This window comes from Curvibacter cyanobacteriorum (assembly GCF_028649475.1).
GTDB classification, from domain to species: domain Bacteria; phylum Pseudomonadota; class Gammaproteobacteria; order Burkholderiales; family Burkholderiaceae_C; genus Curvibacter; species Curvibacter cyanobacteriorum.
In genome coordinates this window covers 90,307-109,700 of the sequence record NZ_JAQSIP010000006.1, presented here as the reverse complement: position 1 = coordinate 109,700, position 19,394 = coordinate 90,307, and the positions used below count along the sequence as shown (strand labels likewise).

The following is a 19,394-nucleotide window of genomic DNA, read 5'->3' as shown; positions in this document are numbered from 1 at the left end:
CTGCCAAAGGGGTTGCGCAACCAGCTCAGGCCACCGCCCGAGGCCGGGGCGGGCGCCGGTGCCGCCGCGGGGGCTGGGCTCTCCGGGGCTGCCGGGGCAGCGGCTGCAGGTGCGTCGGCCGGGGCGGGCGCAGGCGAAGGGGTTTTTTTCTTGAAAAAGCTGAACATTGGCGGGTTCTTAGAATCCCATGATTCTATGAAACGCTACCTCCCACTTCTGGTCATGCTGACTTTCTGGTCAGCACCCCCTCTCCAGGCCCAGTCTGCCGAGGCCTCTGCCGCCCCCGCGGCCGAGGCGGGCAGCCCGCAGAAAGACAGCACGGGCGTCCAGCAGTTCACGCTGCGCAATGGCATGACCCTGATCGTCAAGCCCGACCACCGGGCCCCCACCGTGGCCCACATGCTGTGGGTGCGGGTGGGCTCGATGGACGAGGTGGACGGCACCAGCGGCGTGGCCCACGCGCTGGAGCACATGATGTTCAAGGGCACGCCCAGCCTGGCGCCCGGTGAGTTCTCACGCCGGGTGGCGGCCCTGGGCGGTCGAGAAAACGCCTTCACCACGCGCGACTACACCGGCTATTACCAGCAGATTCCGGCCGCCCGGCTGGAGGAGGTGATGAAGCTCGAGGCCGATCGCTTTGCCAACAACCAGTGGGCCGATGACGAGTTCCGGCGCGAGATCGAGGTCATCAAAGAGGAGCGCCGCATGCGCACCGACGACAACCCGCGCGCCCGCCTCTACGAGGCCCTGAACGCGGCGGCTTTTGTCGCCTCGCCCTACCACCGCCCGGTGGTGGGCTGGATGAGCGACCTCGACTCGATGACCGCTGACGATGTGCGCCAGTTCTGGCGCGCCTGGTACAGCCCGCAGAACGCCGCGGTGGTGATCGCTGGCGATGTGACGCCGGCGCAGGCCCTGGCCCTGGCGCAGCGCTACTACGAGCCCATCGCCAGCCGTGCCCTGCCGGCCCGCAAGCCGCGCCTGGAGCCACAGCAGGTGGGTTTGCGCCGCCTCGACTACAAGGCCCCGGCGGAACAAGCCTATGTGGCCCTGGCGTTCAAGGTGCCCCAGCTCGGCACGGCAGCTGTTGCCGCGACGGCCACCACGGCAGCGCCCAGCGACACCAGCGCCGACGACGACGCCCTGGCCCTGACCGTGCTGGCCGCGGTGCTGGACGGTTACCCCGGTGCCCGCCTCGAACGCGCCCTGACCCAGGGCGAGCGCCGCGTGGCCGACAGCGCGGGCGCCTACAACGGCCTGATGGGCCGGGGGCCGCAGATGTTCGTGCTCGATGGCGTGCCCGCAGCGGGCCAAAGCCCCGAGGCGGTCGAGGCCGCGCTGCGCGCGCAAGTGAAGCGGGTGGCCGAGCAGGGCATCAGCGAAGCCGAGCTGCAGCGCGTCAAGACCCAATGGGTGGCCAGCGAGGTCTACAAGCTCGACTCGGTGTTCAACCAGGCCAATGAACTGGGGCGCTACTGGGTTCAGGGCATGCCGCTGGACGCGAGCGAGCGCCTGATCAAGCGCCTGCGCCAGGTCACAGCCGCCCAGGTGCAGTCGGTGGCGGCACGGTATTTCGGCGATGACCAGCTCACCGTGGCCACCTTGCGGCCCCAGCCCCTGGACCCACAGCGGCCGCGCGCTGCCAAGCCCACCGGTCGCCATGCCAGCCCTTGAGGTGCCGATGCCTCGGCGCACCTCGCCAGGCGGGGTTGGCGCCACCGCTGGCGCGGCGGTGGGGCGGGAGGGCCAAGCCCGCTGCCCCGCTTGTTTTGTCTTTGAAGGGGGCGGCCTGCGGGCGCCAGCCTCCGTTGTTTCCACAGGTGATTTATGTTCGTAATCGATGCCTTGACACGCCGGCCGTGGTGCCGCCCCCTGGGGCTGGCCTTGGGCTTGGCCGCCTGCAGCCTGGGCGCCCAAGCGGCATTGCCGGTGCAGCACTGGATCCAGCCCAGCGGCGCCCGGGTGTACCTGGTCGAGAGCCCCGGCATCCCGATGGTCGATGTACAGATCGACTTTGACGGGGGCTCGCGCCGCGACCCCGCGGCCCAGGCCGGCCTGGCCGCCGTGACCGCTGCTCTGACCAGCCGCGGGGTGCGCGCCAGTGCCAGCGGGCCGGCTTTGGACGAAAACGCCCTGGGCGAGGCCTGGGCCGACCTGGGGGCCAGCTTCGGTGCCAGCGCCAGCGCGGACCGGCTGACCTTTGGCCTGCGGTCCCTGACCGACCCCGAGCTGCTGTCGCGTGCCGCCGACCTGGCGAGCCGCCAACTGGCCGAGCCCAGCCTGCCCGAGGCCGTCTGGCGCCGCGACCGCGAACGTCTGGTGGCATCCCTCAAGGAGGCCGACACGCGCCCCGGCACCCTGGCCGGCAAGGCCTTTGCCGAGGCGGTCTATGGCAGGCACCCTTATGGCCAGCAGATGACGGCGCAGACCCTGGCGGCCATCAGCGTGGCCGACATGCAGGCCTACCTGGCCCGTTCGGTGCAAGCCTGTTCGGCGCGCGTCAGCCTGGTCGGGGCGTTGAACCGCGCCCAGGCCGATGCCCTGACCCGCCAACTGCTGGCGCGGCTGCCGGCGGGCCCCTGCCAGGCCCAGCCTGCGGTGCCCGAGGTGGCGGCGCTGGCGGCGGCGCGCGAGCAGGCGCTGCCGTTCAGCTCGGCCCAGGCCCATGTGCTGATGGGGCAACCGGGCATTCGCCGCAATGACCCCGACTACTTTGCACTGCTGGTCGGCAACTACATCCTGGGGGGGGGTGGCTTTGTGTCGCGCCTGACCAGCGAGGTGCGCGAGAAGCGCGGCCTGAGCTACAGCGTCTACAGCTACTTTGCCCCGGGCTTGCATGCCGGGGCCTTCACGGTGGGCTTGCAGACCCGGTCCGATCAAACCGCTGAAGCGGTGCGGGTGGTGCGCGAGGTGCTGACCCGCTACGTGGCCGAAGGCCCGACCGAGGCCGAGCTCCAGGCCGCCAAGGACAACCTGGTGGGCGGTTTTGCGCTGCGCATCGACACCAACAAGAAGCTGCTCGACAACGTGGCCAACATCGCCTGGAACGACCTGCCCCTGAACTACCTCGACACCTGGACCCAGCAGGTCGAGCAGGTGCGGCTCGAAGACATCCGCGCCGCCTTGGTTCGCCATCTGCAACCCGATCGCCTGGTGACGGTCACCGTAGGAGCCCAACCATGACCCGTTCTTCATCGTCTGCCCGTGCCGCTGCGGCCGGCGCAGCGTCCCGCACGCCAGCGTCCCGCGCCACCGGCGAGGTGCGCATCATCGGGGGCCAATGGAAACGCACCCGCCTGCAGGTGCCCGATCGGCCCGGCCTGCGCCCCACGCCCGACCGCGTGCGCGAGACCCTGTTCAACTGGCTGGGGCAAGACCTGAGCGGCTGGCGTTGCCTGGACGCCTTCGCAGGCACCGGGGCCCTGGGCCTTGAGGCCGCCTCGCGCGGGGCGCGCGACGTTTACCTGGTCGAGCAGGACGCGGGCCTGGTGGCCAACCTGCAGGCGGTGGCCTTGCGCCTCAAGGCCGACCGGGTGCAGGTGCTGCGCGGGGACGGGGTGGCCCAGCTGAGCCAGCGGCGCGGCGACGGTCTGGACCTGGTGTTCCTGGACCCGCCCTTTGGCGGCACCCTGTTCGAGCCTGCCCTGCGTGCCGCGGCCGAGGCCTTGGCCCCCGACGGGCGCATCTACCTCGAGGCGCCCAGCGCCTGGGACGACGCCTTGCTGGCCCCGCTGGGGCTGGTGCTGCAACGCCACCTCAAGGCCGGCGCGGTGCATGCCCATCTGCTGGGGCGCGACGCCCAGCCGCACTGAGTCGCGCAGGCGGGCCAGGGTGGCCTGAACGTGGTCGGGTGCCGTGCATAATCCGCGCCAAGGGAGCCGTCGACCTGACCGGCACCCCGGCCTGCAGCGCAGGCCGGCGAGCAAAACCCACCCACCCCTGCAGGAGACGCAGACCGATGGCCCAGAACGTGATTGCTGTTTATCCGGGGACGTTTGACCCCATGACCTTGGGCCACGAAGACGTGGTTCGCCGTGCCACCCAACTGTTCGACCACGTCATCGTGGCCGTCGCGGCGGGGCACCACAAAAAGACCCTGTTCAGCCTGCAGGAGCGTGTCGACATGGTGCGCGAAGCCGTGGTGCGTTTCCCGCAGGTCGAAGTGGCCACTTTCTCGGGCCTGCTGCGTGACTTTGTCGTCGCCCGCGGTGGCAAGGCCATGGTGCGTGGCCTGCGCGCGGTGACCGACTTTGACTACGAATTCCAGCTGGCCGGCATGAACCGCAGCCTGATGCCCGACGTCGAGACCGTGTTCCTCACACCAAGCGACAAGTACCAGTTCATCTCCAGCACCTTTGTGCGTGAGATCGCCGTGCTGGGCGGCGAGGTCGGTAAGTTCGTGTCGCCCCTGGTGGAAGAGCGCCTGGCCGACAAGGTGCGCAGCCTCGGCCGAGAGTGAAGGCCCATGAGGCCAGCGCCGGCGGGCGCCTTGGCGCCTGGTCTGGCTTGGCTTGACCTGAGGGCCTGGGGCGGCTCAGGCGGCGGTCCGACTCGGGCCGTGCCACAGCGCCAGCCAGTCGCGCAGCCAGGCGTTCACGGCCTGAGGCCGTTCCCAGGTGAGCATGTGGCCGCAACGTGGCAAGGTGGTCAAACGCGCACCGGGCACCAGGGCCGCTATCTCTTGTGAGCAGGCCAGCGGCGTGAGCTGGTCGTCCTCGCCACACAGCACCCAGGTGGGGCAGGTCACCCGCGGCAGGTGCTCACGCGCGTCGGGCCGGGCCATGACCGCTTCGTTCTGACGCGCCAGGGCCTCGGGCCCCGCCGCCTCGATGAACGCCCAGTAGCGGGCCACCAGATCGGGCTGGGCCAGGCCATCGGCATGAAAAGCCAGGGGCACGTTGGCGTCGATCACGGGTCGCCAGTCGCCGGCGCGGAAGCGCTCCACTGCCGCACTGCGCAGCGCCCGCAGGGTGTCGTTTTCGGGTTGGGCATTGGTGCCCAGCAAGGCCAGCGCCTTCACCCGTTCGGGGGCTTGGCGCGCGGCTTCCATGGCCAGCATGCCGCCCATCGAGGCCCCGCACAGCGCGAGCGGGCCAGGGTGTTCGTCCAGCAGTTGAGCGGCCATGGTTGGCAGGTCCGGGCTGCGGAAATGCACGTCGCTGACGGCCCAGGGCAGGTCGGCGGGCAGGGCGCTGTATTGATCGATCCACAGGCTTTGCCGGGCGGCCAGGCCCGGCAACAAGATCAGGGTGGTCATGGTCGGTGAAGGGGAACCCATGCAAACCCCACATCATGCCGCAGAACCGCCCGTGGCGGGCGGGCGCCACGGCTGGGCCAGGGGCGCTCAGCGCGGCGCGTCGTCCGACCGGGGGGGCGTGCTGGGTTGGGGGCGTGACGAGCCCAAGCCCAAGGCCGAGGCATGACCCAGGCGAGACCAGGGCCAGGACACATGTTTCCAGGGCGCCTGGCCCGGAGCGGGCGGCGCGGCCTGCATCGCGGGGGCCAGGAAGTCCAGCGGGTGCGGGGAGCGGTTTGCGGCGCGGCCGCTCACGAACTCGGGCTGGTGGGGGCTGGGCGGCTGCAGCGGGGGGGCTGTCTTGGTCAGTGCAGCCCAGGGCTCGTCGGCGCTGAATGGAAAAGGCATGGCTCGGCTCCTGGTCATGTTCCGCACCTCGAACTTGAGGCCCTGGAACTTTGATCGAGGGTAGGCTTTGAAGGACGAGTGGATCGTCGGCGGGAGGTGGGCGCATTTGTCGGCCCCCATCGCGCTTTTTTGTCGGACGCAGCCTACGGCGCCACGGTCTTGGGTGGGGTGGGCTCGGCACCGGTCTTGGTGACCGGCGGCAGGCTGGGCAGGGTGGCCGTGATGCGTGTGCCGTGCCCTGGGCGCGATTCGACATGCAAGCGCCCGCCTTCGGCCTCCACGCGGTGGCGCATGCCATCCAGGCCATGGGAGCTGGCCCCGACCTGCTGCGGGTCGAAGCCCTGGCCATCGTCGGTCACCTGCAGTGCCACATGGGAGCCCATGTCCTGCAGCACCACCGACACCTGCTGGGCTTGCGCGTACTTGCTGATGTTGGTCAGCGCCTCCTGCACCATGCGGTAGAGCGTCAGCTGGGCCGCGGGGGCGAGGTTGACCGCATCGAGTTCGGTCGTCACCTGCAGGTCGGCGCGCTGGGCGAACTCGCGCGTCAGGATCTCGAGCGAGGGCAGCAGCCCCAGGTTGGCGAGTGAGGACGGGCGCAGGTCTTCCACGATGCGGCGCTTCAGCGCGATGCCGCTGTTGAGGGTTTCGGTCAGGTGCTGCAGGCGCTGCAGGGCCTCGGGGGCGGTGTCGCCCAGGCGCGACTTGATGCGCGCCACATCGAGCTTGGCGGCGGTCAGCAGCGAGCCCAGCTCGTCGTGCAGCTCACGCGCCAGGTGGCCGCGCTCGTTCTCGCGCACCTGCTGCAGGTAGGTGGCCAGCTTGGCCAGCGAGGCGGTGCGCTCCTGCACCAGGTCTTCCAGCCGGTCGCGCTCGCGCTCCAGCACCATCTGCTCACGCAGCACCGCCAGCTTGAGTGCGTTGGACTGTTGCAGGTAGAGGTAGAACGCGATCAGGCCAATCGCGGCCGTGATCGCAATGCCCAAGCGCGACACCTGCAATGAGTGCATGATCTGGCGTTCGCCAGCGCTCACCCGCAGGCTGCTTTCGTGGATCAGGATGGCCGACTGCTCGCGGATCGCGTCCATGTGCTCCTTGCCGACATCGGTGCGCATGACAAATTTCCAGGCTTCTTCGTTGCCCTGTTTGCGCAGCTTGAGGCTGAGGTCCATTTCGGCCAGTTTGCGCGACACATGGCGCGACAACATGGTCACCGGGATCAGGTTGCCGCCGTCGCTGACATAGACGTTGCGCAACTCGTCCAGGGTCTGGTTGACCTCGTTGACCGCGGTGTTGTAGGGCGCCAGGTAGCGGTCGTCACCGGTCAGCAGGTAGCCCCGCAGGCCGGTTTCGGCGTCCAACATTTGTTGTAAGAGCTTGTTAAGAGTGCTGCGAGTTTCATGGGTCGCCGCAATCCCTTTGACGGCGCGGGCCGAGCGCTCGTAGCCCAGTTCGTTGATTCCGATCAGCAGCAGGGCCGCGGCCAGGGCCAGGGGCAGGCTGATCGCCATGCGTGAGACGGGAAAGTAGCGCTGCAGCCGGCGGGTCCAAGAGGTCCATCGAAAGGTCAACCCGGTCATCCAAATACTCCGAAGGCAGGGCGCGCGTACCCATTGAGGAACCGAGGCCGACTGGCGATCGGGGCCACGATCAGTCAAGCATTGGCTGAAAGTTCGGGTATTGTGACGCCAACCCGTCACCGCACCATACCGTACAGAAGAAAGCGTCTAAATGATCAGAATTGGCATCGTGGATGACCACGCCATCGTGCGTGCGGGCCTGCGCAACTTCTTTGCCGACCAGGTGGATTTGCGGGTGGTGGGTGAGGCGGCCAACGGGCGCGAGGCGATTGACCTGGTCCGCACCCACGAAATGGATGTGCTGTTGATGGACCTCGCCATGCCGGGCCAGTCGGGGTTGGACGTGCTGGCGATGATCCGCGCCAAGGTGCCCGATGTGGGCATCCTGATCCTGTCGGGCTACCCCGAGGAGCACTACGCCATGACGCTGATCCGCCAAGGCGCCAGTGGCTACCTCAACAAGGAATGTGACCCCAGCGAGATCGTCGAGGCCATCCGCACCATTGCGCTGGGCAAGCGCTACATCACCCGCACCGTGGCCGACTTGCTGGCGCAGCAGTTGGGGCGCAAGGAGGACGTGCCCGCGCACGAGCAGTTGTCCGAGCGCGAGTTCCAGGTTTTCCTGAAACTGGCGCGCGGCGAGACCGCCGGCGACGTGGCCAAGTCCCTGTCCTTGAGCGTGAAAACCGTCAGCACCTACCGCACCCGCCTGATGGAGAAAATGGCGCTGGCCTCGAACAGCGACCTGACCTACTACGCGCTCAAGAACCGGCTGATTGATTGACCGACGAGGGGGCCGCCTCGGGGCCTGCGGCGCAAAAATCCATCAGGTTGTCGATTTCATGGGACTTGTCGAACACCGCGTCCACGCCCAGGCCACTGCAGCGTTTGCGGATGTCGCTGGTGGCGTAGTTGGTCAGCATGACCAGCTTTTGCCGGGGCCCGCGCGCCTGGCAGGCCGAGGCCACCCCGAGTCCGCTGCCCTCCCGTAGAAACAGGTCGACGATGGCCAGGTCCCAGTCGGACGGGTGTTCAATCAGCCAGCGGATGCCGTCCTGCTCGGTCTCGGCGAAGCCAATCACCTGGGCTCCGACCAGCTCTTCGAGCGTGCCCACCAGGTTCTCGCGAATCCGCGCGTTGTCTTCGACAAGGAAGGTTCGGAGTCCCACAGGGTTGGCGTTTGGTGGCGGTATGGCCGAGAGTGAGCTTGGCCCTAGACCGTACGGCGACTTGAACCAGCCGTTCGGTCATTTCAAGCCATTGTGCCAGCGCAAGTCGATGGGCGATGTCAGCCGAATCCTACAAAACACTCGGTCGTCAGGGGCCCGACGGTGCGGCGCGGTGGCTGGCTGAACCGCACACCGGGCAGTGCGGCTGGCGCTTGAGCTTCATCTCGGTCCAGACCATCTGGCGGGCTTCCAGCATCAGCAAGCGCCCCACCAGCGACGGGCCGGCCTGGCTGATCAGCTTGATGGCCTCGGCCGCCTGCAGGCTGCCGACAATACCGACCAGCGGTGCAAACACCCCCATGGTGGCGCAGTGCGCCTCCTCGGGCGCCTCGGCGGGGTCGAACAGGCAGGCGTAGCAGGGGCTGCTGTCCTGGCGCGGGTCGAACACGCTGATCTGGGCGTCGAAGCGGATGGCCGAGCCCGACACCAGGGGCCGCCGGTGGCGCACACAGGCCGCATTGATCAGCTGGCGCGTGCGGTAGTTGTCGGTGCAGTCCAGCACCACGTCGGCCTCGGGCAGCAGGCGGTCCAGCAGCGCGTCATCGGCCCGCTGCTCCAGGGCCTGCACCTGCACTTCGGGGTTCAGGGCCTCGATGGCCTGCCGCGCGGATTGCACCTTGGGCTGGCCCACGCGCGCCGTGCTGTGGGCAATCTGGCGTTGCAGGTTGGTCAGGTCCACCTGGTCGGGGTCGATCAGCGTCAGGCGGCCGACCCCGGTGGTGGCCAGGTACAGGGCCACGGGCGAGCCCAGGCCGCCAGCGCCCACCACCACCGCATGGGCGTGCAGCAGGCGCTCCTGCCCCTCGATGCCCATTTCGTCGAGCAGGATGTGGCGCGAATAGCGCAGCAGTTGGTCGTCGGTCATGAAAAAAAGCGCCCCGAAGGGCGCTGTTTGGGGGCCAAGGCGGCGCCAGCGGGCCCGGCTGAGGCGGGCGTTGTCCCCGCCGCTGCCCGTGAGGCCGAGGGGCCTCAGTTGCTGGTCTTCTCTTCCTTGCGCTCGGTCTGGGTCTTGCTGACCATGACCGGGCGGCCCTTGAGCTGGTTCAGCGCCTGCATCAGCGGGAAGTCCTTGTCGCTGCCGAGTTCGGGCGCCTTGCGCTCAGCGGCGGGTTTCTTGGCTTCTTCCTCGAGGCGCTTGCGCGCTTCTTCACGGGCCTTTTCGCGTTCCGGGTTGGGCTTTTCGTCGCCCTGGCCGCTGTTCAGGTGCTTCTCGAGGTCGGCTTCGCGCATGCGCAGCACGGCGAACGGGCTGCCCTCTTCGGTTTCGTCCACCATCACGTCGGGCACGATGCCCTTGGCCTGGATGGAGCGACCGCTCGGGGTGTAGTAGCGCGCCGTGGTGAGCTTCAGACCGGTGTCCGGACCCAGCGGACGCACGGTCTGCACCGAGCCCTTGCCAAAGGTCTGGCTGCCCATGATGGTGGCGCGCTTGTGGTCTTGCAGGGCACCGGCGACGATTTCGCTCGCCGAGGCCGAGCCTTCGTTGACCAGCACCACCAGCGGGATGCTCTTGAGCGCCGCGGGCAGCTTCTTGAGCGGGTCGGGGCCACTGCGGCGTTGGTAGAACTCCGGCGAGGCCTTGAAGGTGAACTTGCTCTCGGCCAGCTGGCCGTTGGTCGACACCACCGTGACCTTTTCGGGCAGGAAGGCCGTCGACACCGCCACCGCGGCGTCCAGCAAGCCCCCCGGGTCGTTGCGCAGGTCGAGCACCAGGCCCTTGAGTTGCGGCTCTTGCTTGTAGATCTCGTCGATCTTGGCCACGAAGTCTTCGACCGTGCGTTCCTGGAACTGGCTCAGGCGGACCCAGGCATAGCCGGGTTCGATCACCTTGCCGCGCACCGACTGGGTGCGGATCTGTTCGCGCACGATGGTCACCGGGAAGGTGCGGTTCTCGTCCTTGCGGAACACCGTCAGGATGACCTTGGTGTTGGGTTCGCCGCGCATGCGCTTGACGGCTTCGTTGAGGGCCAGGCCCTTGACGGCGGTGTCGTCGATCTTGGTGATCAGGTCGTTGGTCTTGAGGCCGGCACGGTAGGCGGGCGAGCCTTCAATGGGCGAGACGATCTTGATCAGGCCGTCTTCCTGCGTGATCTCGATGCCCACGCCGACGAACTGGCCCGAAGTGCCTTCGCGGAATTCCTTGTAGGACTTCTTGTCGAAGTACTGGGAATGGGGGTCGAGGCTCGCCACCATGCCCGAAATCGCATCGGTGATGAGCTTTTTCTCATCCACGGGCTCGACATAGTCGGACTTGACCATGTCAAAAACGGCGGCCAGTTGCTGCAGTTCTTCAAGCGGCAAGGGCGACATGCTGCCCCTGGCCACGGTTTGCAGGGAGACCGTGGTCAGCGCACCAGCCACCACGCCCACGGAAATCCAGCCTGCGATACGGAGTTTTTCGCCCATTGAGTCACCTTTTGCGAGGCAATATACACCTTGGGCGGCCCGTGCCGACCCAGGTTTTTCAGATCCCGTGTCTGAGGCGGGGGTTCCCCCGCCTCCAGCCCGGTTTTACTCAGGCTTTACCTTGCGAGGCCACGGCGGCGGCGGCCTTGGCGGCGGCTTCGGCGTCGCCCAGGTAGTAGTGGCGGATCGGCTTCAGGTCGGCGTCCAGTTCGTAGACCAGCGGAATGCCGTTCGGGATGTTCAGGCTCACGATGTCGTCGTCACCGATGTTGTCCAGGTACTTGACCAGGGCACGGATCGAGTTGCCGTGGGCGGCCACCACCACGCGCTTGCCGGCTTGGATGGCGGGGGCGATGGATTCGTTCCAGAACGGCAGCACGCGGGCCACAGTGTCCTTCAGGCATTCGGTCAGCGGCACGTCCTCGACCTTGAGCTTGGCGTAGCGGCGGTCGCCGCGTTCGCTGCGCGGGTCGTTGGCGTCCAGGGCCGGCGGCGGGGTGTCGTAGCTGCGGCGCCACACCAGCACCTGGGCATCGCCGTACTGCTTGGCCATGTCCGCCTTGTTCAGGCCCTGCAGGTTGCCGTAGTGGCGTTCGTTGAGGCGCCAGCTGTGCACCACGGGCAGCCAGGTGCGGTCCATTTCGTCGAGCGTGTGCCACAGGGTGCGGGTGGCGCGCTTGAGCACGCTGGTGTAGGCCAGGTCGAAGTCATAGCCCTCGGCCTTGAGCAGGCGGCCGGCGTTCTTGGCTTGCTCAACGCCGGTGGGGGTCAGGTCAACGTCGGTCCAACCGGTGAAGCGGTTTTCCAGGTTCCAGGTGGACTCACCGTGGCGAATCAAAACGAGTTTGTACATGCTTGGGCCCTCTTTGTTTTTCCAGTGCGAAACCCGGCATTCTAAAATTGTCGGGTTTGCCAACCCAAGGAACCCCGTGAAATTCATTCTCGACAACTGGACGCTGCTCCTGATTGCCCTCAGTTCGGGTGCCATGTTGCTGTGGCCCACCCTCAAAGGCGCCTCTGCCGTGGGCCTGTCGCCCAACGCCGCGGTGCTGCTCATCAACCGCGAAAAAGCGGTGGTGGTGGATGTCAGTGATGCGGCCGATTACGCCCAAGCCCACGTCAGCGGTGCGCGCAGCGTGCCCCTGGACCAGCTCGAAGCCCGTTTGCCCGAAGTGGTCAAAAACAAGGCCCTGCCGGTGATCTTCGTGTGCGCCAAGGGCTCGCGCGGCGGCCCGGCCGTCAAGACCGCCCAAAAACTGGGTTACCAGCAGGCCCAAGCCCTGAGCGGCGGGCTGAAGGCCTGGAAAGAAGCTAATCTTCCGGTCGAAACGGCCTGAAGCGGGCCGGGCCCGCGCCCCACGGGGACGCGGCCCAGGCGGCTCAGGGTCTGACAACAGCCCAGGAAATCCACCATGCAACCAGTCAAGATGTACACCACGGCGGTCTGCCCGTACTGCATTCGTGCCAAGCAGATCCTCAAGTCCAAAGGCGTGGCCGAGATCGAAGAGATTCGCATCGACACCAACCCCGCCGAGCGCGACCACATGATGCAGATCACCGGCCGCCGCACCGTGCCGCAGATCTTCATTGGCGACACCCATGTCGGTGGCTGCGACGATTTGATGGCCCTCGACAGCCGTGGCGGCCTGCAGCCCCTGTTGAGCGGTGCTTGATCTGAGCCATTGGACTGCCTTTTTCTCCTGAGATAATGGCAGCCGAGTGCCCGCTGCGGGAACGCTTCCCCAGCGGGCTTTCTTTTGTCGAAGCACCGTGAAGTGACGGTGATTTGTTTTTGTGAATTGAGAACCACCATGGCCGAGCAACAAGATCCCGTTTTCCAGATCCAGCGCGTTTACCTCAAGGACCTGTCGCTTGAGCAGCCGAATTCGCCCGCCATCCTGCTCGAACAGGAGCAACCCAGTGTCGACATCCAGCTGGGCGTGGACGCCACCCCGGTGGCTGACGGCATCGTGGAAGTGACCGTCACCGCCACCGTGCAAACCAAGATCAAGGACCGCACCGTGTTCCTGGTCGAAGCCAAGCAAGCCGGCATCTTCGAGATCCGCAACCTGCCCGAAGAGCAAATGGGTGCCATCCTCGGCATCGCCTGCCCGCAAATCGTGTACCCCTACCTGCGTGGCAACGTGGCCGACATCATCCAGCGCGGCGGTTTCCCGCCGGTGCACCTGGCTGAGATCAACTTCCAGGCCATGTACGAGCAACAGCAAGCCCAGGCGGCTGGCCAAGTCGCTCAGTGAGCGGACTGGCCTGAGGGCGCTGCGTCCCCACCTCGGGGTGGTGGCGCTGCCTCCAGGCCTTTTGAACCTTTGAACGCATGAGAATTCTGGTTGCCGGTGCAGGTGCCTGGGGCACGGCACTGGCCATGGGCGCTTGTGCGGCGCCCGCCGCCCACCACGTCACGCTGTGGGCGCGCGATGCCGCCCAGCTGGCCGAGATGCGGCGCAGTGGGCGCAACGCCCGCTACCTGCCCGACAACCCCCTGCCGGCCCGCCTGGCCTTGAGCGCCGACACGCTGGCCGAGCAGGCCCGCGCGGCGGACCTGGTCATCGTCGCCACGCCGATGGCGGGCCTGCGCGAAACCCTGCAACAACTGGCCCCTTGGCCGGTGCCCGTGGCTTGGCTCTGCAAGGGCTTTGAGCGGGTGCGCGACGGCGCGGACGCGGGTGGCTCGGCGGCTTTTGGCCTGCTGGGCCACGAGATCGCGGCCCAGGTGGCCCCCCAGCTCGCGGTGGGCGCCCTGAGCGGCCCCAGCTTTGCGCGCGAGGTGGCCGAAGGCCGCCCCACCGCCCTGGTCGCCGCCAGCCCGAATGCCGAGCTGCGCCAGGCCCTGGTCGAGGCCCTGCACGGCCCGGCCCTGCGCGTCTACGCCAACGACGACATCGTCGGCGTTGAGGTCGGCGGTGCGGTCAAGAACGTGCTGGCGATCGCCACCGGTCTGTGCGACGGGCTGAACCTGGGCCTCAATGCCCGTGCCGCGCTGATCACCCGCGGCCTGGCCGAAATGACCCGCCTGGGCCTGGCGCTCGGGGCCCGGGCAGACACCTTCATGGGCTTGTCGGGACTGGGCGACCTGGTCCTGACCGCCACCGGCGACCTGAGCCGCAACCGGCAAGTGGGTCAGTTGCTGGCCGCGGGGCACACCCTGCAGCAGGCAGTGGACTCCCTGGGCCATGTGGCCGAAGGGGTGTACAGCGCACGCACGGTGGTGCAGCGGGCCCGCTTGCTGGGGGTCGAGATGCCGATCTCCGAATGCGTGGTGGCCTTGCTCGATGGTCAGGTGCAGGCCCGCGACGCGGTGGCCGCGTTGATGGGGCGCGGCCCCAAGGGCGAAACCCACTGACCCGGCGCGCAGACCAGGGGCGGCCCGGGGGGCTGGGGCCCGTGGTCGCCATGGTCACAAGGGCCGGGGCAAGCCTTGCCCACCGCCCGCTCAGATTTCGAGGTTGTCGATCAGGCGGGTGCTGCCCAGGCGCGCCGCGCCCAGCACCACCAGCGCGTCACCCGCCTGCGGCACTTGCAGGTCGTGGCGGCGGCGCACCGTCAGGTAGTCGGGTTGCCAGCCCCGGGCGCGCAGGTCGGCCAGGGCCTGGGCTTCGAGTGCTTCACGCCGCTCTGGCAGCGCGTGCGCCAGGGCCAGCGCTTCGCGCGCCAGGCTGCGCAGGGCCAGCGACAGATGCACCGCTTCGGCGCGCTCGGCCTCGCTGAGGTAACCGTTGCGCGAACTCAGGGCCAGGCCATCGGGGGCGCGGCAGGTTTCGCCGGCCACCACGGTGATCGGCAGCGCAAACTGCTCCACCATGCGGTGCAGCACACGCCACTGCTGGTAATCCTTCTTGCCAAACAGGGCCACGCCTTCGGGGCGGCCGGCATAGACGGCGCTGAACAGCTTCATCACCACCGTGCAGACGCCGGTGAAGAAGCCAGGGCGGAAAGCCCCTTCCAGCAGGTCGGCCAGCGCCGGGTCGGGCTGCACCTTGAAGGTCTGGGCTTCGGGGTACAGGTCGCTTTCGCGCGGCGCAAACAGCAGGTCGCAGCCCGCGCTCTCGAGCTTGGCACAGTCGGCTTCCCAGGTGCGGGGGTAGCTGTCAAAGTCCTCGTGCGGCAAGAACTGCAAGCGGTTGACAAAGATGCTGGCCACCGTCACGTCGCCCAGCGGTCGGGCCTGGTTCACCAGGGCCAGGTGGCCGTCGTGCAGGTTGCCCATGGTGGGCACAAAGGCGGGGCGCTGGGCGCCGGTCAGGGCTTGGCGCAGGTCGGCCAGGCTGTGAACGATCTTCAAGGGGGTCTCCAGTTTTGATGCGGTGCACCATTTGGGGCGGCAGTGTAAGGGCTGCGCAGGCCCGTGCCGGGCAGTCACCCGCCACCGTGCAGGTTTTTCGGGGGGCGTGGCCGGGGTGCCCGGTGGGGGCGGCGGGGCAAAGGGCCGCCTCGTCCGGCAGGCCGGAGCGAGCGGCTATGCTTCGCGCCCATGAGCAATTTGTTTGAATTTGAGCCCCGGCTCGGCGAGGGCCGAGCACCTGCCGTTGCCGGACCGGGCCAGGAGGCCGCATGAGCGGACGGGTTCAGGTCCTGTTGGACTTCAGCGATCCGCGTCAGCCCGAGGGCCCGCGTTGGCGCCACGCCTTCCGCGACCCGCAGCAGGTTTTGCAGGCCCAGCGGCTCGATCAGGTGCCGGCGGTGCTGAGCGCGGCCCAGGCCGCGGCCGAGGCCGGTCGGTGGTGCCTGGGGTTTGTCCGTTACGAGGCTGCCCCGGCATTCGACCGGGCCTTGCCCACCCAGGCGGCCGACGGCCCGCTGGCCTGGTTCGCGGTGTTCGACCAGCCCCAGCCCTGGCCCGCCCCCGACCAGGGCGAGGCCTTGCCGGTGCAGGTGAACTGGGCGCCGCCGCTGGACCGCGCCCGCTTTGACCAGGCGCTGGCGGCCCTGCACCAGCGCATTGCCGACGGCGAGTGCTACCAGGTCAACTTCACGGCCACCTGCCACGGCCAGTTGGTGCAGACCGATCCGCAGTTGCAGGTCACGGTGGCCGAGGCCGGGCGGGCCCTGTTCGATGCCCTGCAACGGGCCCAGCCCGGCGGCTATGCGGCCTGGATCGACACTGGTGAGGAGCAATGGCTGTCGGTCTCGCCCGAGCTGTTTTTTGACTGGCGCGACGGCGTCCTGCTGACCCGCCCCATGAAGGGCACGGCGCCGCGGGGGCGCCACCCCGCGGAGGACGCCGAGCGCGAGCAGGCCCTGCGCGCCAGCCCCAAGGAGCAGGCCGAGAACGTGATGATCGTGGACCTGTTGCGCAACGACCTGTCGCGCATCGCCGTGCCCCATGGGGTCACCGTGCCGGCCTTGTTCCGCACCCAGGCGCTGCCTTCGGTGTGGCAGATGACCTCCGATGTCGAGGCCCGCACGCGGGCCGATTGCACGCTGGCCGATGTGTTTGGCGCGCTGTTTCCCTGTGGTTCGGTCACTGGGGCGCCCAAGGTGCAGGCCATGAAGGCCATCCAGGCCCTGGAGGTTGAGCCGCGGGGCGTCTACTGTGGTGCCATCGGCGTGCTGCGACCCGGCGGGGCCGCGACCTTCAATGTGCCAATCCGCACCGTGGGCCTGTCGCCCGATGGCCGGGCGCGCTGTGGCATTGGCAGCGGCATCACCTCGGGCGCCAGTGCCGAGGGCGAGTGGCAGGAGTGGCAGCACAAGCAGGCCTTCCTGAGCCGGGCCAGCCTGCCGTTCTCCTTGCTCGAAACGCTGCGCCTGCAAGACGGCGCGCTGTGCCACGGCCAGCGTCACCTGGCGCGGCTGGCGCGCGCGGCGGCCCATTTCCGGGTGCTGTGGGACGAGGCCCATGTGCAGAAGGTGCTGGCCCAGCAGGTGCAACGCCACCCCACCGGGCGCTGGCGCCTGCGCCTGTTGCTGGACGCCCAGGGCCTGGCCCATGCCGAGGCCTTTGCGCTGGAGGACTCTCCCCCGTCGGTGGCGCTGCAGTTGGCGCCCCGTCCGTTTGACGAGGCGCACAGCGAGTTCACCCGCTTCAAGACCACGCGCCGGGCCCACTACGAGGCCCAGGCCCTGAGCAGCCCGGGCGTCTACGACACCCTGCTGTGGAACCGCGACGGTGAGCTGACCGAGTGCACCCGGGGCAATGTGGCGTGCCTGTTGGACGGCCAGTGGGTCACCCCGGCCTTGCATTGCGGCTTGCTGGACGGCGTGGGGCGCGAGGTGGCGCTCAGCGAAGGTTGGCTGCGCGAGGCGGTGGTGCGCGTGGAGGACCTGCCGCGCGTGCAGGCCATGGCGTTTGTGAACAGCCTGCGGGGGGTGATCCCGGCCCGCTGGCTGGCGGCCCCCACCACACCCTGAGCCCCGCTGGCGTGCGGCGGCTGCACCGCGCCCCCTCACACCGGGGGCGGGCGCGGTGCAAGCGGTGGGCGCTGGCCGCCTGGGGACTTCAGGCGCCGCGGTGGCCCAGGTCCAGCACGCAGCTGTCGCCCAGGGCCTCGCGCCACACCCGCACCCGGCTGGGCGGCGGGTTCATGCCCGACAGCGCCTGGGCAATGAAGGCGCACAGGTTCTCCAGCGTCGGCTTGCCCAGTCCCGGCACCTCGTCGAGCAGGTGGTGGTCGAGTTGCTCGCGCACGCCCGCCAGGTGCACCCGCAGGTGGCCCAGGTCGATCACCATGCCGGTGTCGGGGTTCAGCGGGCCTTGCACAAACACCTCGGCGTGGTAGGTGTGACCGTGGATGCGGCGGCTGCCTTCGGCTTCGATGTCGCGTTGCAGGGTGTGGGCGGCATCAAAGAAGATGCGCTGGCTGACGGTGTAGAGGGCTTGGGACATGAGGCGGTGACGGGAGGGGCAGGGGTGGTTCTGCGGCGGGCGTTGGGCGCGGCCAAGAGGTGCTGTGCGGTGGCGAGGGGGCTCAGCGGATGCCCGTGAGCTTGTGGGTCTGCAGGCTCAGGCGCCAGGCCGGGCGCTGCAGGCACAGGTCAATGCACTGGGCGATGTGCTGCGCCTGGGCCGGGCTGTCCATGGGCTGCAGGAAGCGGTGTTCGAACTGGCCGCTGCGCTCCAGCAGGTCAAGGTCCATGCCGATCTGGGGCCAGACCAGTTTCAGCTCCTGGCCGCTTTGCTGTACCCAGGGCGCGCCGGCCTTGGGGCTGACGCAGAGCCAGTCGATGCCGGGTGGGGCCGCGACGCTGCCATTGGTTTCGACCGCGATGCGGAAGCCGCGCGCGTGCAGGGCGTCGATCAAGGCCGCATCGACCTGCAGCAGCGGCTCGCCACCGGTCAGCACGGTCAGGCGGTGGTGCGAGTCGCCCGCGGGCCACTGGGCCTCGATCTGCGCAGCCAGGGCCTCGGCATCGGGGTACTTGCCGCCCAGCGTGCCATCGGTGCCCACGAAGTCGGTGTCACAAAAACGGCAGACGGCATGGGCGCGGTCTTCCTCGCGGCCGCTCCACAGGTTGCAGCCACTGAAACGGCAGAACACGGCCGGCATGCCCGCCTGACCGCCTTCGCCCTGCAGGGTGTAGAAAATTTCTTTGACGCTGTAGGTCATGGGAATGCTTTCAAAAATCAGGGCTCACCAGGCGTGCAGGGCGTCCACCGGGAAACTGCCGTCCTTGACGGCACGCACATAGGCCTGCATGGCCGCCTGCACGCTGCCCGTGTCGAGCATGAAGTTGCGCACGAACCGGGGCATTTTGCCGAGGTTGATGCCCAGCATGTCGTGCATCACCAGCACCTGGCCGGCCGTGCCTTGCCCGGCCCCAATGCCGATGGTGGCGCAGCGCTTCAGGCGTGCCGTGAGTTCCGTGGCCAAGGCGGCCGGCACCATCTCGAGCACCAGCATGCTGGCGCCGGCGGCTTCGAGCGCCAGGGCGTCCTCGCGCAAGCGGGCCGCGCCTTCGTCGCCCTTGCCCTGGACCCGGTAGCCGCCCAGGGCGTGCACGGTTTGTGGCGTCAGGCCCAGGTGGGCGCAGACGGGAATGCCACGCTCCACCAGGAAGCGCACGGTGTCGGTGGTCCAGCCACCGCCCTCGAGCTTGACCATGTGCGCACCGGCCTGCAGGAGCGCGGTGGCGCTGCGCAGGGCCTGTTCGCGGGACTCGTGGTAGCTGCCAAACGGCAGGTCGCCGATCACCCAGGCGGTGCCTTGCACGCGGCGCAGGCCCCGGGCCACGCTTTCGGTGTGGTAGCACATGGTCTCGAGGCTCACCCCGACCGTGCTGCTCAGGCCCTGGCAGACCATGCCCAGCGAATCGCCGACCAGCAGGCACTCAACCCCCGCGGCATCGGCCATGGCGGCGAAGGTGGCGTCGTAGGCGGTCAGCATGGTGATCTTTTCGCCCCGCGCGTGCATGTCGGCCAGGCGCGGCAGGCTCAGGGGCTTGCGCTGGGCCACCGGGGAGGCCGGTGGCAGGGTGCCGTAAGGGGACGCGGTGCTGGCAGTGTCAGGGGCGTTGTTCATGGTCAAACCTTGCAAACAGGGGCGGCGGGCGGGGCACTGGCCCTCGGGGCGGAGGCCC

At 68.4% G+C, this 19,394-nt stretch carries 21 protein-coding genes; 10 read left to right on the top strand and 11 right to left on the bottom strand.

What is annotated here, in order from left to right:
* Nucleotides 1-195 precede the first annotated feature (195 nt).
* From PSQ40_RS13855 to coaD, 4 genes are all read left to right on the top strand, one after another.
* A complete protein-coding gene (locus PSQ40_RS13855) occupies nt 196-1,674 on the top strand; it encodes a M16 family metallopeptidase (RefSeq protein WP_273952136.1) in 1,479 nt (492 codons plus the stop codon).
* A 153-nt stretch (nt 1,675-1,827) separates the two neighbouring features.
* Nucleotides 1,828-3,183, top strand: coding sequence for a M16 family metallopeptidase (locus PSQ40_RS13850; protein WP_273952135.1), 1,356 nt, complete (start codon nt 1,828-1,830; stop codon nt 3,181-3,183).
* Entirely contained in the window at nt 3,180-3,812 is a 633-nt protein-coding gene (rsmD, locus tag PSQ40_RS13845) for a 16S rRNA (guanine(966)-N(2))-methyltransferase RsmD (RefSeq protein ID WP_273952134.1), read from the top strand. The genes PSQ40_RS13850 and rsmD overlap by 4 nt, the downstream gene beginning before the upstream one ends.
* 146 nt (nt 3,813-3,958) lie before the next feature.
* Nucleotides 3,959-4,459 (top strand): pantetheine-phosphate adenylyltransferase, encoded by a 501-nt coding sequence (coaD, locus tag PSQ40_RS13840; RefSeq protein WP_273952133.1) that lies wholly within the window; start codon nt 3,959-3,961, stop codon nt 4,457-4,459.
* 75 nt (nt 4,460-4,534) lie between these two features.
* Here the strand turns inward: coaD and PSQ40_RS13835 are convergent, their stop codons facing one another.
* From PSQ40_RS13835 to PSQ40_RS13825, 3 genes are all read right to left on the bottom strand, one after another.
* Nucleotides 4,535-5,278 (bottom strand): alpha/beta fold hydrolase, encoded by a 744-nt coding sequence (locus tag PSQ40_RS13835; protein ID WP_273952132.1) that lies wholly within the window; start codon nt 5,276-5,278, stop codon nt 4,535-4,537.
* Between the two features lie 66 nt (nt 5,279-5,344).
* Nucleotides 5,345-5,644 (bottom strand): hypothetical protein, encoded by a 300-nt coding sequence (locus tag PSQ40_RS13830; protein WP_273952131.1) that lies wholly within the window; start codon nt 5,642-5,644, stop codon nt 5,345-5,347.
* A gap of 143 nt (nt 5,645-5,787) precedes the next feature.
* Nucleotides 5,788-7,224, bottom strand: coding sequence for a sensor histidine kinase (locus tag PSQ40_RS13825; RefSeq protein ID WP_273952130.1), 1,437 nt, complete (start codon nt 7,222-7,224; stop codon nt 5,788-5,790).
* A gap of 151 nt (nt 7,225-7,375) precedes the next feature.
* Here PSQ40_RS13825 and PSQ40_RS13820 point away from each other — a divergent pair, with 151 nt between their 5' ends.
* Nucleotides 7,376-8,008 carry a response regulator gene (locus tag PSQ40_RS13820; protein WP_273952129.1) on the top strand — a complete coding sequence of 211 codons (633 nt, stop codon included), beginning with the start codon at nt 7,376-7,378 and terminating at the stop codon, nt 8,006-8,008.
* Here the strand turns inward: PSQ40_RS13820 and PSQ40_RS13815 are convergent.
* From PSQ40_RS13815 to gpmA, 4 genes are all read right to left on the bottom strand, one after another.
* The gene (locus PSQ40_RS13815) at nt 7,986-8,393 is read right to left on the bottom strand and encodes a response regulator transcription factor (protein WP_273952128.1); all 408 of its coding nucleotides are present in this window, start codon (nt 8,391-8,393) and stop codon (nt 7,986-7,988) included. The two genes, PSQ40_RS13820 and PSQ40_RS13815, sit on opposite strands and share 23 nt — an antisense overlap.
* A 148-nt stretch (nt 8,394-8,541) precedes the next feature.
* Complete coding sequence (locus PSQ40_RS13810; RefSeq protein WP_273952127.1) at nt 8,542-9,318, bottom strand: HesA/MoeB/ThiF family protein; 777 nt, start codon at nt 9,316-9,318, stop codon at nt 8,542-8,544.
* A gap of 104 nt (nt 9,319-9,422) precedes the next feature.
* The gene (locus tag PSQ40_RS13805; RefSeq protein WP_273952126.1) at nt 9,423-10,859 is read right to left on the bottom strand and encodes a S41 family peptidase; all 1,437 of its coding nucleotides are present in this window, start codon (nt 10,857-10,859) and stop codon (nt 9,423-9,425) included.
* Nucleotides 10,860-10,968: 109 nt separating this feature from the next.
* Nucleotides 10,969-11,712, bottom strand: coding sequence for a 2,3-diphosphoglycerate-dependent phosphoglycerate mutase (gene gpmA, locus PSQ40_RS13800; protein ID WP_273952125.1), 744 nt, complete (start codon nt 11,710-11,712; stop codon nt 10,969-10,971).
* Between the two features lie 76 nt (nt 11,713-11,788).
* On the opposite strand from gpmA, the gene PSQ40_RS13795 reads away from it, so the two are divergent.
* From PSQ40_RS13795 to PSQ40_RS13780, 4 genes are all read left to right on the top strand, one after another.
* Nucleotides 11,789-12,196 (top strand): rhodanese-like domain-containing protein, encoded by a 408-nt coding sequence (locus PSQ40_RS13795; RefSeq protein ID WP_273952124.1) that lies wholly within the window; start codon nt 11,789-11,791, stop codon nt 12,194-12,196.
* Nucleotides 12,197-12,271: 75 nt separating this feature from the next.
* Nucleotides 12,272-12,532 carry a glutaredoxin 3 gene (grxC, locus tag PSQ40_RS13790; RefSeq protein ID WP_273952123.1) on the top strand — a complete coding sequence of 87 codons (261 nt, stop codon included), beginning with the start codon at nt 12,272-12,274 and terminating at the stop codon, nt 12,530-12,532.
* A gap of 138 nt (nt 12,533-12,670) precedes the next feature.
* Nucleotides 12,671-13,117 (top strand): protein-export chaperone SecB, encoded by a 447-nt coding sequence (gene secB / locus PSQ40_RS13785; protein WP_273952122.1) that lies wholly within the window; start codon nt 12,671-12,673, stop codon nt 13,115-13,117.
* A gap of 77 nt (nt 13,118-13,194) precedes the next feature.
* Complete coding sequence (locus PSQ40_RS13780) at nt 13,195-14,220, top strand: NAD(P)H-dependent glycerol-3-phosphate dehydrogenase (RefSeq protein WP_273952121.1); 1,026 nt, start codon at nt 13,195-13,197, stop codon at nt 14,218-14,220.
* A gap of 90 nt (nt 14,221-14,310) precedes the next feature.
* Here PSQ40_RS13780 and panC read toward each other — a convergent pair whose 3' ends face one another.
* The gene (gene panC, locus PSQ40_RS13775; RefSeq protein ID WP_273952120.1) at nt 14,311-15,159 is read right to left on the bottom strand and encodes a pantoate--beta-alanine ligase; all 849 of its coding nucleotides are present in this window, start codon (nt 15,157-15,159) and stop codon (nt 14,311-14,313) included.
* Nucleotides 15,160-15,428: 269 nt separating this feature from the next.
* Here panC and PSQ40_RS13770 point away from each other — a divergent pair, with 269 nt between their 5' ends.
* Nucleotides 15,429-17,228, top strand: a complete 1,800-nt coding sequence (locus PSQ40_RS13770) for a chorismate-binding protein (RefSeq protein WP_273952119.1) — start codon at nt 15,429-15,431, stop codon at nt 17,226-17,228.
* 88 nt (nt 17,229-17,316) lie between these two features.
* Here the strand turns inward: PSQ40_RS13770 and PSQ40_RS13765 are convergent, their stop codons facing one another.
* The 3 genes from PSQ40_RS13765 to panB form a co-directional block, all read right to left on the bottom strand.
* Nucleotides 17,317-17,703 carry a 6-pyruvoyl trahydropterin synthase family protein gene (locus tag PSQ40_RS13765; protein WP_273952118.1) on the bottom strand — a complete coding sequence of 129 codons (387 nt, stop codon included), beginning with the start codon at nt 17,701-17,703 and terminating at the stop codon, nt 17,317-17,319.
* 82 nt (nt 17,704-17,785) lie between these two features.
* Nucleotides 17,786-18,424 (bottom strand): 7-carboxy-7-deazaguanine synthase, encoded by a 639-nt coding sequence (queE, locus tag PSQ40_RS13760; RefSeq protein ID WP_273952117.1) that lies wholly within the window; start codon nt 18,422-18,424, stop codon nt 17,786-17,788.
* Between the two features lie 24 nt (nt 18,425-18,448).
* Complete coding sequence (panB, locus tag PSQ40_RS13755; RefSeq protein ID WP_273952116.1) at nt 18,449-19,336, bottom strand: 3-methyl-2-oxobutanoate hydroxymethyltransferase; 888 nt, start codon at nt 19,334-19,336, stop codon at nt 18,449-18,451.
* Nucleotides 19,337-19,394 lie beyond the last annotated feature (58 nt).